This window comes from Desulfurivibrio modestus, from assembly GCF_044068625.1.
Classification (GTDB): Bacteria; Desulfobacterota; Desulfobulbia; order Desulfobulbales; family Desulfurivibrionaceae; genus Desulfurivibrio.
Genome location: NZ_JBIPKH010000025.1, coordinates 1 through 12,439 on the forward strand (window position 1 = coordinate 1; position 12,439 = coordinate 12,439).

At 62.8% G+C, this 12,439-nt stretch carries 9 protein-coding genes; 1 reads left to right on the top strand and 8 read right to left on the bottom strand.

Going from position 1 to position 12,439, the window contains the following annotated elements; translation table 11 throughout:
• The first annotated feature begins 238 nt into the window (after window positions 1–238).
• Window positions 239–2,686, top strand: coding sequence for a phosphoenolpyruvate synthase (gene ppsA / locus ACHHRT_RS11925; RefSeq protein ID WP_395499999.1), 2,448 nt, complete (start codon window positions 239–241; stop codon window positions 2,684–2,686).
• On the opposite strand, the gene ybgF is transcribed toward ppsA, so the two are convergent.
• The 8 genes from ybgF to ACHHRT_RS11965 all read right to left on the bottom strand — a co-directional run bounded on the left by ybgF (window position 2,683) and on the right by ACHHRT_RS11965 (window position 12,406).
• Window positions 2,683–3,774: a tol-pal system protein YbgF gene (gene ybgF / locus ACHHRT_RS11930; RefSeq protein WP_395500000.1), complete on the bottom strand. Its 1,092-nt coding sequence runs from the start codon at window positions 3,772–3,774 to the stop codon at window positions 2,683–2,685. The two genes, ppsA and ybgF, sit on opposite strands and share 4 nt — an antisense overlap.
• Window positions 3,775–3,801: 27 nt before the next feature.
• Complete coding sequence (locus ACHHRT_RS11935; protein WP_395500001.1) at window positions 3,802–5,121, bottom strand: DPP IV N-terminal domain-containing protein; 1,320 nt, start codon at window positions 5,119–5,121, stop codon at window positions 3,802–3,804.
• An 18-nt stretch (window positions 5,122–5,139) separates the two neighbouring features.
• Complete coding sequence (locus tag ACHHRT_RS11940) at window positions 5,140–6,093, bottom strand: energy transducer TonB (RefSeq protein WP_395500002.1); 954 nt, start codon at window positions 6,091–6,093, stop codon at window positions 5,140–5,142.
• Between the two features lie 35 nt (window positions 6,094–6,128).
• The gene (tolR, locus tag ACHHRT_RS11945; protein WP_395500003.1) at window positions 6,129–6,551 is read right to left on the bottom strand and encodes a protein TolR; all 423 of its coding nucleotides are present in this window, start codon (window positions 6,549–6,551) and stop codon (window positions 6,129–6,131) included.
• Between the two features lie 18 nt (window positions 6,552–6,569).
• Window positions 6,570–7,271: a protein TolQ gene (tolQ, locus tag ACHHRT_RS11950; RefSeq protein ID WP_395500004.1), complete on the bottom strand. Its 702-nt coding sequence runs from the start codon at window positions 7,269–7,271 to the stop codon at window positions 6,570–6,572.
• A 117-nt stretch (window positions 7,272–7,388) separates the two neighbouring features.
• Window positions 7,389–9,095, bottom strand: a complete 1,707-nt coding sequence (locus ACHHRT_RS11955; RefSeq protein WP_395500005.1) for a two-component system sensor histidine kinase NtrB — start codon at window positions 9,093–9,095, stop codon at window positions 7,389–7,391.
• Window positions 9,092–10,495 (bottom strand): sigma-54-dependent transcriptional regulator, encoded by a 1,404-nt coding sequence (locus ACHHRT_RS11960; protein ID WP_395500006.1) that lies wholly within the window; start codon window positions 10,493–10,495, stop codon window positions 9,092–9,094. Before ACHHRT_RS11960 ends, ACHHRT_RS11955 begins: the two co-directional genes overlap by 4 nt.
• Before the next feature lie 135 nt (window positions 10,496–10,630).
• The gene (locus ACHHRT_RS11965; protein ID WP_395500007.1) at window positions 10,631–12,406 is read right to left on the bottom strand and encodes a sodium:solute symporter family protein; all 1,776 of its coding nucleotides are present in this window, start codon (window positions 12,404–12,406) and stop codon (window positions 10,631–10,633) included.
• Window positions 12,407–12,439: the final 33 nt, after the last annotated feature.

Here is a 12,439-nt window from a genome sequence, read left to right on the forward strand (position 1 = left end):
TGGATTTTCAGGAAACTCCAGCGTTGTTGCCAGTTTTAACGTCAATTTTTTCGGATGGGTTTTTCTCGGCATGTCGGCAATTCGGTTGACCCCCGGGCCAAGATTAGCTATATAGCTGAGGTGATGAGCTGTTGTTGCTCCCCCATGTTGAACGCCCTGGAATTAATCAGGTTTGGCACCACGGTTTCAGTTTTATATCGAAGGCTTAAACAGTCAAAAAATTAGATGGGAGATGATGATGGGAAAACATGACCAGGCCCTTATTCTGTGGTTCGACGACATCCTGATCGACGATGTACCCTTGGTCGGCGGCAAGAACGCCTCCCTGGGCGAGATGCATCAGAAGCTGATGTCCAAGGGGGTTAGTGTGCCCAATGGTTACGCGATCACCGCCTATGCCTACCGCTACCTGCTGGAAGAAGCGGGCATTGAGCAGGCGATCCGCGACGCCCTGGCCGGGTTGGATACCCATGATCTGCGCAACCTCCAGGAGCGGGGTAAGAAGGCTCGGGATATCATCCGCACCGCCGAATTTCCCCAACCTCTCTATGACGCCATCATCGAGGCCTATCGCAAAATGGAGCAGGATTACGGCCCCAACTGCGCGGTGGCGGTACGCTCTTCGGCCACCGCCGAGGATCTGCCCGACGCCTCCTTTGCCGGCCAGCAGGAGACCTATCTCAACATCTGTGGCCCCGAGGCCCTGATTGCCGCCTGCAAGAAATGCTTCGCCTCCCTCTTCACCGATCGGGCCATCTCCTATCGCCATGACAAGGGGTTCGGCCAGTTCGACGTCTATCTCTCCATCGTGGTCCAGAAGATGGTGCGCAGTGACTCCTCCTCCTCGGGGGTAATCTTCTCCATCGACACCGAAAGCGGCTTCAAGGACGCGGTGTTCCTCACTGGGGCCTGGGGTTTGGGGGAAAACGTGGTCCAGGGGGCGGTCAACCCCGATGAATTTTACGTTTTCAAGCCCACCCTCCATGAGGGCAAGCGGCCGGTGGTGGGCAAGCGCCTGGGCAGCAAAGAGATCAAGATGATCTACAACACCGATCCCGGGGCCGACGAGCCGGTTAAAAATGTCGATACCACCCCGGAGGAGCGGGGCAGCTACGTGCTCAGCGACGACGAGATCCTCACCCTGTCCCGTTGGGCCTGCATCATCGAGGATCACTACGGCAAAGCCATGGATATCGAGTGGGCCAAGGATGGTGACGGCAAGGAGGTGGGGACCGGTGAGCTTTTCATCGTCCAGGCCCGGCCCGAGACCGTTCACTCCCAGACCAGCAAGAAGGAGATCGAGACCTATGTGCTGAAGGAGCAGGGCAAGGTGCTGGCTTCAGGTCAGGCGGTGGGGGCCAAGATCGGCCAGGGCAAGGCCGCAGTGATCCACAACGTGGCCGACATCCACGATTTCAAGAAGGGGGAGGTGCTGGTCACCGACATGACCGATCCCGACTGGGAACCGATCATGAAGATCGCCGCCGCCATCGTGACCAACCGGGGCGGCCGGACCTGTCACGCGGCCATCATCTCCCGCGAGTTGGGAATTCCCTGCGTGATCGGCACCGGTGACGGCTCCGAGCTGATCCCCAACGGCGCCGAGGTTACCGTCTCCTGCGCCGACGGCGAGACCGGCAACATCTACGAGGGTTTACTCAAATATGAGGTGGAGCGCCTTGATCTCGACTCGGTGCCCACCACCCGCACCAAGATCATGATGAACGTCGGTATTCCCGAAAAGGCCTTCTCCGAAGGGCAGATTCCCAACGACGGCGTGGGGTTGGCCCGGGAGGAGTTCATCATCAACTCCCACATCGGCATCCACCCCCTGGCCCTCTACTACTTTGACGAGCTCAAAGAGAAGGCGGCCTCCGACCCCAAGGTGGCGGCCATCGTCAAGGAGATCGAAAGCCGGACCACCGCCTATCCCGATGACAAGAAACAGTTCTTCATCGACAAGCTGGCCGAAGGGGTGGGCCGGATCGGGGCCGGCTTCTATCCCCGGGACGTCATCGTTCGCCTCTCCGACTTCAAGAGTAACGAGTATGCCAACCTGGTGGGCGGCAAGCTTTACGAGCCGGTGGAATCCAATCCGATGATCGGCTGGCGGGGGGCTTCCCGCTACTACGATCCCAAATACAAGCCCGCCTTCGAGCTGGAGTGCATGGCCCTGCTCAAGGCCCGTAACGATATGGGCCTGACCAATATCAAGTTGATGGTCCCCTTCTGCCGGACCCCGGAGGAGGGGCGCAAGGTAATTGAGGTGATGCGGGAGTTCGGTCTGGTCCAGGGGGAGAACGGCCTGGAGGTTTACGTGATGTGCGAGATCCCCTCCAACGTGATCGCCGCCGACGCCTTCGCCGATGTCTTTGACGGCTTCTCCATCGGTTCCAACGATCTTACCCAGCTTACCCTGGGGCTGGATCGCGATTCCGACCTGGTGGCCCATATCTATGACGAGCGGGACCCGGCGGTGAAGACCATGATCAAAATGGTGATCGACACCGCCAAGCGCCGGGGTCGGAAGATCGGGATCTGTGGTCAGGCCCCCAGCGACTTTCCGGAATTCGCCACCTTCCTGGTGGAGTGCGGCATCGATTCCATGAGTCTGATCTCCGATACCGCCATCAAGACCCGCCTGGCGGTGGCCGCCAAGGAGAAAGAGCTGGGCATCACCAGTTAACGGATCTTCTGCAATCTTTCCCGGGCCTGCTTCGCCTGGTTGCTGTTGGGGAACTCTCCGGCCAGTCGCTCGTAGATAATGGCGGCGGTGGAGGGTTCCCGCAGCTCTTCAAAAGCCATCCCCTGGCGGAGCAGGGCCTCGGGGATCCGGGCGTTACCGGGAAAGTCGGCGATCAACTTCTGGTACTCCAGGATCGCCAGTTCAAATTCCTTGAGGTGATAGAGGCTTTCCCCCAGCAGAAAACGGGCTTCTGCCGCCGTTTCGCCGCGGGGGGTCTGCTCCAGAAAGCGAGCCAGGGCCGCGTAGGCATCCTGGTATTTTTTATCCCGCAGATGGTTGCGGCCCTGCTCATAGAGGTTTTGGCCGGCAGCCGGGGCGGGGGTCGCTTCAGCCCGGGTTTCCGGCCGGCTGGCCGGAGCCGTGGGAGTGGGGGCGCTCTCGGCTGAGTCCACCTTCTGCTTCATATTTTCCGGCACGATCTCCTTGGGACCGCCGGCCGGAGCGCGGGCCGGGGCGCTGGCGGTCCTGGCCCGCTCCCGTTCCGCCGCTTCACGCCGGGCCCGCTCTTCGGCCTCCCGTTTGGCCGCTTCCGCCGCCCGGGCCGCCGCTGCCGCCCGTTCCGCCGCCTCCCTGGCCCGCTGCTCCCTGAGCTCCTGAATCTGCTGGCTGTTTTCCCGTTGCTGCCTGGTCATTTCATCCAGAGCCGCGGTCAGGTTGCGGTCGCGGGCCTCCAGGAGTTCCGCGACCTCCTTGAGCTTGATATCGATATTATCCAGCCGGATGCTGGTGTTTCGCTGGGCCGCCTCCTGCTGTTCCCTGGCGCGGGCCAGCTGGTGGTCGGTCTCCTCCATCCGCCCCTGGTGCTGCAACAGGCGGTCGTTGATGCTCCCCAGGTCGCTGCCCAGGCGGGCCTGGGCGGCGGCCTGGCTGCGCACCGTTTCCGTCAGCCGCTCCACTTCGCTCAAGCGATTGTCCAGGGTGCGGGTACGCAGATCAACTCCCCGGAGATCCTGCTCCGTGGCCACGCACTGGACCATAAAAGGGGTAAGGCCAGCTAAGAGGGCGAAGCTGAGCATGCTCTTTTTCATCTTTATTCTCCCTTGTTCGTCAATTCTTTATCTTTCCAGGCGGGGTGACCACTGGGGCATGGAATGGTTGCCCGGTTCGTGGCGAAACAGCACGCGTAAGCCGCTGCCGTTGGTGAAAATAGCGCAAATCTCCTCCCGGTCGTTACGTTTACGGGCAAAAACCAGCTGGCGGCTGTCCGGCGACCAGCTCGGGGTTTCATGGTCGCCCCAGGTGCGGGTAACCTGGATCGGCGGCCCCCCTTCGGGGCGGATCATGAAAATATGCAGTGCTCCATCCACCCGGCCGGTGTAGGCGATCCATTTACCGTCCGGCGACCAGCTCGGGGTGGTGTTGTCGTTGCCCTGGAAGGTCAAGCGCTGGATCGCCAAGGTTCGCATATCCATAACATAGATCTGGGGGGTGCCGCTACGGTCGGAGACAAAGGCCAGGCGGCGGCCGTCCGGGGAGAAGCTGGGGGAGACATTGACTCCTTCACCGTTGGTCAGGCGCCGCATGACCCGGCCGTTGTTGTCGGCCAGGTAGAGGTCGGGGTTGCCGTCCCGGCTTAAAGTCAGCACCATCCGGTCGCCGGTGGGCGGCCAGGATGGGGTGATGTTCAGCCCCTCCCAGCGGGAGATGGCCCGGGTGGTTTTCAGCTCCCGGGTATCGGTCTGGTAGAGGTTGGCGTTGCCCCGATGATAGGAGGTGTAGGCCAGGCCATAGCCGTCACGGGTGAAACGGGGGGCCAGGGCCAGATACTGGTGCCTGGTGACCCGGCGAATATCATCTCCCAGGATGTCGGCCAGATAGATCTCTTTGTAATTATCCAGGTCGGAGACGAAGGCGATCTGGCTCTGGCTGATCCCCTTGACGCCGCTGAGCACCTCCACCACCTCATCACAGAAACGGAGCAGCACCTGGCGCACCAGCTCCCGGGGGGCCTGGTAGCGGCGACCGTGGATCATCCTGCCCTCGGCGATATCCAGCAGCCTGAGTTCCAGGTTGAAGCCATCCGGGCTTTCGCTGTAGCGGCCCAGAACCACAAATTCGGCCCCCTGTCTGCTCCAGTCGGCCTCCTGGCTCTCGCCGTAAAGTTTGGGGTCGATCAATTGGACAAAGCCGTGGAACTCCAGGGCCCGGCCCAGGATATCGGCCATCCGACGGCCCTCGGCGATGGGTTGTCCCGGCCGGTTCTCGTCCAGCAGTGGGGGGATCGCCATGGAGATCTTGCGCGACTCCGGGGAGGTGATATCAAGATAGACCCGGGCCTGGCCCGACCCGACCAGGGGGGAAGACAACAGCAGCACGGCCAGCAGGGGAAGCAGCAGCCGGAGTTTTGTCAGCGACAAATAAAGTTTGGTGGTCATCTTTTCTCCTGAATATGTTCAAAAAACCTCGCCGGGCCGAAAATGGAGGCCGATCTCCATTTCGTTTTGGCGCAGGGCTTCCGGAAAGGGGGGCAGGGGGGTGGCGTCCTGGATCGCTTTTTGGACCAGTTGATTGAAGTAAGTGTTCTCCGCCCGCTTTTCAAAGGTCGTGCTGCGGACGCTGCCGTCCCGGCGCACGGTGACGATGATGGTGGCCAGCAGCTGCTCATCCCAGGTCGGCAGGTTGGGCAGCGACCAGTGGGCTTGGATATGGCTGTGGAGACGGCTCAGATATTCACGGGTTGCGGCATCCACCGCGACCGTTCCGCCGGTGGGGGGGGCGGTCGGCCCGGCTGCCGCGGCGGGCTGGGGCGGCGGCGGGGCCGGGGTCGGAGTTTCGCTTCGGGCCGGCTGGGTGTAAAGATCGCGCACCGAGTCCAGGGCCTGCCTTCTGGCGACCTCCGCCTGCTGGGCCAGCGCCCGGCTCTCCGCCTCCCGACGCTGGGCTTCCCGCAACTGTTCCAGTTGCTCCCGGGCGTCACGGGTGAGCTGCGGCCTTAGAGAGATGGGCGGAGCCTGCTTGGGGGCGACCTGGGGGGCCACCTCGGGGATTGGTGCCGGGGTGGCGGCGGGAGCCGGCGTCGGTTGGGGCGCCGGGACCGGTATCGCCGCGGGAGCCGGGGCCGGCGCCGGAGCTGGAGCTGGCGCCGGGGGCGGGGTTGGCGGCGGCGTGGGCCTGGGTGGCGTCGGCTGGGGCTGGGGCGGGGCCGCCGGGGGGCGCGGGACCGGCAGGTCGGCCACGCTGATCAGGCTGACGGTTTGGAAGTCCGGCATCCGCTGGCGGTGGAAAAAGCTCAGGTGGGGAGCGACCATGGCCGGCAAAAGGGCCAGCAGGTGGATTGCCGCCGCCAGGGCCAGCGGAATGCCCCACGGTTGCTCCTGGCTTCCGGCTCTGTACGGTTGATGGTTCACCTGACTCCCGCGCGAAATAAAGTGTTGGTTCTCATTCACCGTTGTGGGGGCTGGGTGATCATCCCCAATTGGTCGAAACCGGCCTCCTTGACGTCGGCCATCACCGCCACCACCAGACCATAGGGCACCTCCCGGTCGGCCCGCAGCAGAATGGTCTGCTCGGTTCCCCGGCGCTGGGCCAGGTTCTGCAACTGCTGCCCTAAAAGCAGGCGGCTCACCGCCACATCGTCGAAATGGAGTTCACCGTTCTTGGCAATGGTGATGATCACCGGCGCTTCGGCCTGGCGCAGGGGGCGGGCGGTGGTTTCCGGCAGGTCAACGTCCACACCCTGGGTCATCATGGGGGCGGCGATCATGAAGATGATCAGCAGCACCAGCATTACATCCACCAGGGGGGTCACGTTGATGCCCGACACCAGCTGGCGGCCCTTGCCGGAGGGGGAAAGATCAAAAGCCATCGCGCGATTCTCCCACGATTATTGCTCGAGGGTGGTGGAGCGGCGGGAGAGGAAATCCCGCTCGATCAGATTGAGGAAGTCGGTGGCAAAGGCCTGACATCCCCCTTCGATATCATTTAGCTGGTTGGTGTAATGGTTGTAAAACACCACCGCCGGAATCGCCACCGCCAGGCCGGCGGCGGTGACCACCAGGGCCTCGGAGACCCCGGGGGCCACCACGGCCAGGGAGGCGGAACCCCGCACCCCGATCTCATGGAAGGAGGTCATGATCCCCCAGACCGTGCCGAACAGCCCGATAAAGGGGCTGGCACTGCCGGTGGAGGCCAGGAAGGGCAGGGAGCGGCCCAGGCGGGCGATCTCCATGCTCAGACTTTTGTTGACCGCCCGTTTCAACGGTTCCATGCCGGCCAGCCGATTTTCCAGGCGGGTCTCGCCGCTCCGGGACTTGTTGAGTTTCTGCAACTCCTGGTAGGCCGTCTGAAAGATCAACGCCTCCGGGGCCAGGTCGTTCTCCTTGGCGTTCTTGTGGGCCTCGGCCAGATCCTTGCTTTTCCAGAACCTTTCGGTGAACTCCGCCGATTCCCGGCGCACCTTGCGGTAAAGGGTCTCTTTCTGGAAGATGATGAACCAGGAGTAAAGGGAGAAAAAGAGCAGCAGCAGGATAACGGCCTTGATGGTTATGCCTGCTTCCATGAACATGCTGAAGACGTTTAATTCCACGGCGGCTGATTCCTTGTGTTTAACCAGGGGTTGGGGCGGGACTGCCGGAAGGGAAGGAGCCCCGGTTCCGGTCAAGAAGTGTAAAACCAGGGTATTCTAACATCTTTCAAGGCAAAGTCAACCTGGTCCGTTGGGTAACTGGATAACAAAGAGAGTGCCCTGACCGGGGCTGCTTTCGGCGCTGATGCCGCCGCCATGGCCGCTGATGATCTGGTGGACGATGGCCAGGCCCAGGCCGGTTCCATCCTGGCGGGTGGTGAAATAGGGGTCGAAAATCTTGCGCCGGATGGCCGGGGCCAGCCCCGGCCCGTCGTCCCGCAGACGGATGAGCAGTACCTGCTGGCCGTCCCGCCAGGCCTGGCTGGCATTGCAACTGATGGTGCCGCCGTCGGGCATCGCCTGGCAGGCGTTGCTCAGAAGATTGAGCAACACCTGCTTGAGCTGATCGGGATCGGCCCAGACCCTGGTCTGGCCGGGGAAATCCAACTCCAGGCGGTGTCGCGGCCCCCAGGTTGGGGTTTGCCCCAGCAGGGCCACACTTTCATTGATCACCTCCCTGAGTTGGAGCCATTCCTGTTTGGGTCGGGCCGGTCGGGAGAAAAGGAGAAAGTTTCTCACCGCCGCCTCCAGGCGGTCGCACTCCCGGCTGATGATCCGCAACAGCTTCTCCTGGGCCGGTTGGTCCCTTAAGCGTTGTTCCAGCAGTTGGGCCGAGCCGGAGATGGCGGCCAGGGGGTTGCGGAATTCATGGGCGATGCCGGCGGCCATCTCGCCCACCGCCGCCATCTTTTCACTCTGGCGGACCTTGGCCTCCATTTCGCGAATCCGGCTGAGGTCCTGGAGGGAGAGGATGAAGTTGTTCTCCTCGGGTTTGGCGCTGTAAAGCCGGCTCCAGGAGTAGCCCACCGGCACCTGTTCGCCGTCCTTGCGGACCAGCTCGGTTTCGGCCCGGCCGGTGGCGGCAAGCTCCTCGGCCGGCTTGATGCCGGGGAAAATCCGGTCCACCCGCCTTCCCACCGCCTCCCCTGCCGCGTAGCCGGTGATCTTCTCCGCGGCCCGGTTGAACGAGCTGATCACCCAGTTCTGGTCCACGGTGATGATGCCGGTGGTGATATCGTCGAAGATCTGCTTATAGAGTAGGGTGAGGCGGTCGAACTGGTTGGTGGTGCGGGAGAGCGCCTCTTCGGTGCGGGAGAGGCGGGCGGCCAGCAGGGTGGCCAGGGCGGCCACCAGAAAGAAGGAGATGCCGTTGATGGCCAGGAGGTTGAGCAGCCGCTCCAGGCCGGCGGCCGGGCGGGGGGCGCTGATCAGGATGTCGAAGCTGTACTGGCTGAACTCCAGCAAAAGCATGGCGCCGTAGGTGATGGTGCTGATTGCCGCCATCAGCAGGGCGCAGCGGCGGAACAGCATGAAACCGGCCACGATGATCGGTGGGAAGTAGGCCACGGTGAACAGGGAGTGGCTGGTGCCGCTGAAAAAGACCAGGGTGGAGATCAGCAGAATATCGAAAATGATCTGCAGGGTGGCAAACCGGCGTGGCTCCTTGATGCGGGCGGCCAGCACCGCCGAGGCGATGGTGAAGAGATAGACTCCGCCGATGAAGAGCAGGGGGTAGTGCAGCTTGTCGCTGGGCAGGCGGTGGCCCCTGGCCTCCAGTACGGCGGTGATCCCCAGAATCAGGGTCAGGAAGATAACCCGGAGCAGAAAATACCAGGAAAGCTGTTTTTTCAGCAGCTGGGTGGCGCCGGCGCTCTCCTCCATGCTCGCCGGGACGGTGGTCAGCTTGATGGTGGGCCCGGCCGGCGGGTTGGCGGGGTTGCTCATGGGGGCGGGGTGGTGATCCGGTATTTTTTGATTTTGTAGCGCAGGGAGCGAAAGGTGGTTTTCAGCAGTTCGGCGGCCTTGGTTTTGGAGTTGTCGGCCCGCTCCAGAACCTTGATGATCAGTTCCCGTTCCAGGTCGGCCAGTACCGGCTCCAGGCCCCGTTCCAGAGCCGCTTCCGTGAGATTGTTGATCACCTGGTCGGGGGCCGCCGGCGCCTCCTCCTGGCCGCCCCGCCGTTGCCCGGCCAGGGTCAGGCTCTCCGGCAGGATGATCTGGGAATTTTCCATGGCCACGCCCCGCTCGATGATGTTTTCCAGTTCGCGGACGTTGCCGGGAAAATCGTAATCCATCAGGACCTCCATGGCGTAGGAGGAGATCTTGCGGATATCCTTGTTGAAGAGCCGGGAGTACTTGGCCAGGAAATGGTCAACCAGCAGGGGCACGTCTCCTTTGCGCTCCCGCAGGGGAGGGACCCGGATCGGCACCACCGCCAGGCGGTAGAAGAGGTCCTCCCGGAAGCGGCCGGCGACGATCTCCTCCTCCAGGTTGCGGTTGGTGGCGGAGATCACCCGGATATTGATCCGGATGGTTTCGGTGCCGCCCACCCTTTTGATCTCCCTCTCCTGCAGGACCCGCAACAGTTTGGTCTGGATCAGGGGGGTCAGTTCGCCGATCTCGTCCAGAAAGGCGGTGCCATGGTTGGCGTGTTCGAACAGGCCCACCCGGTTGGCGGTGGCCCCGGTGAAGGCCCCCTTGGTATAGCCGAACACCTCGCTCTCAAAGAGGCTTTCCGGGATGGCGCTGCAGATGATGGGGACAAACTGATGGTTGCTGGCGGGGCTGAGGCGGTGGATGGCCCGGGCCACCAGCTCCTTGCCGGTCCCCGATTCGCCGTGGATCAGGACATTGGCCTGGGTGGGGGCCACCCGGCGGATGATATCGTAAATCTTCAGCATCTCGGCGCTGCCGCCGATGATTCCCTCAAATTCGTTGGCGGGTTGCTGGGCGGTGCTGGTTGGGAGGGGCAGGTCAAGGTTGCGGCGGCTATTTAAGGCCCCCTGGATGATATCCTTGATCTCCCCCACCTTGAAGGGCTTGGTGATGTAGTCGAAGGCCCCGTTTTTCATGGCCAGTACCGCGTCGTCGGGGGAGGCGAAGGCGGTGACCAGCACCACCGGCAACTCCGGCCGGATCTCCTTGGCTTGAGCCAGCAGGGCCAGGCCGTCGGGAGGCGGCATGCGGATATCGGTGATCAGCAGGTCGAACTCCCGCTCCCTGAGCAGCTTCAGGGCCGCCGCGCCGCCGTCGGCGCACTCCACCCCATGGCCCTCCTCTTCCAACAGGATCTTGAGGAATTCCCGCATGCTCAGTTCATCATCCACCACCAGAATCTTAGCCATGTCGCCAATTATAACGCAGAGTGGGCCGGGAACAAACAGGAAACAGAAAGGCTGGCCTCCAGGGGCAAAACAAAGGGCCGCGCCGGAAAACTCCGGCGCGGCCCAGGCTACTGCTTAACTGCGGTTTTGGCAGGCTTAATGGTCGTAAGCGCTGCCGGCTCCCCGCGGGAAGCGGATGTTGTCCACCATGGCCTGGACTTCGGCCGGCGGCGGCGGGGTCAGGCGGGAGACCACGATGGCGATGATAAAGTTCAACAGCATCCCCACCGCCCCGATCCCCTCGGCGCTGATTCCCAGGAACCAGGGGGCCATCCCCATGAAGTTGACCTGGATGATATAGAGGAAGGTGAAGCTGATGCCGATCACCATGCCGGCGATGGCCCCCTCCCGGTTGGTCCGTTTGTCGAAGATGCCCAGCACGATGATCGGGAAGAAGGACGAGGCGGCCAGGCCGAAGGCGAAGGCCACCACCTGGGCCACGAAGCCCGGTGGGTTGATGCCGAAGTAGCCGGCGATCAGCACCGCAATCCCGATCATCACCCGGCCCACCAGCAGGCGCTGCGCCTCGCTGGCCTGGCGATTGATCATCCGGTAATAGAGATCATGGGAGATGGATGATGAAACCACGATCAGCAGGCCCGAGGCGGTGCTCAAGGCCGCCGCCAGGCCGCCGGCCGCCACCAGGGCGATGATCCAGGCGGGCAGGTTGGCGATCTCCGGGTTGGCGAGCACCATGATATCGCGGTCGATGAAGACCTCGTTGGCGTTGTCGCTGGGGGTGTTGCTCAGCAGGCGCTGCCCCAGCTCGCCGGTTTCGCCAGTGAAACTGGGCCGGCCGCTGAAGGGGGCGCCGGGGCCGTACTGGATGATCCCGTCGCCGTTCTTGTCAACCCAGGCGATCAGACCGGTCTGCTCCCAGTTTTTTACCCAGGAGGGGGCCTCGGCGTAGGGGGTTTCGTGGAGGGTGTTGATCATGTTGTAACGGGCGAAGGAGGCCACGGCCGGGGCGGTGGTGTAGAGCAGGGCGATGAAGAAGAGGGCGTAGCCGGCCGAGATCCGGGCCCCGCGGACGCTGGGCACGGTATAGAAACGGATGATTACGTGGGGCAGCCCGGCGGTGCCCACCATCAGGGCCAGGGTGATGCAGAAGACATCGAGCATGCTTTTGCTGCCGGGGCCGAAAGCCTGGGTGTATTCGGCGAAACCGAGGTCACGATGCAAGGCGTCGATGGTTTCCAACAAATATTTGCCGGTGTCGGGGCCGCTGGTAATTTCCGAGCCGAAGCCGAGTTGGGGAAGGGGCACCCCGGTGATCATCATCGAGATCGCCACCGCCGGGATCATGTAGGCGATGATCAGCACCACGTACTGGGCCACCTGGGTGTAGGTGATCCCCTTCATGCCGCCCAGGGCGGCGTAGAAGAAGACGATGGTCATGCCGATCAGCACCCCGGTGTTGACGTCAACCTCGAGAAAACGGCTGAAGACGATGCCCACTCCCCGCATCTGGCCGGCCACGTAGGTCAGGGAGACGAAGATGGCGCAGATCAGGGCCACGAAGCGGGCGGCGTCGGAGTAGTAACGGTCGCCGACGAAGTCCGGCACCGTGAACTTGCCGAACTTACGCAGGTAGGGGGCCAGCAGCAGGGCCAGCAGCACGTAGCCGCCGGTCCAGCCCAGGAGGTAGATGGAACCGCCGTAACCCATGAAGGAGACCATCCCCGCCATGGAGATGAAGGAGGCGGCGCTCATCCAGTCGGCGGCGGTGGCCATGCCGTTGGCCAGGGGGGAAACCCCGCCGCCGGCCACGTAAAAGCCCTTGGTGGTTTTCACCCGGGATATCCAGGCGATGGTCAGATAGATGCTGAAGGTCAGACCAACCATGATGTAGGTCCAGGCCAGAATCGACATTGTCTCGGTTCTCCTTGTTAAGTGTTCAGCCGG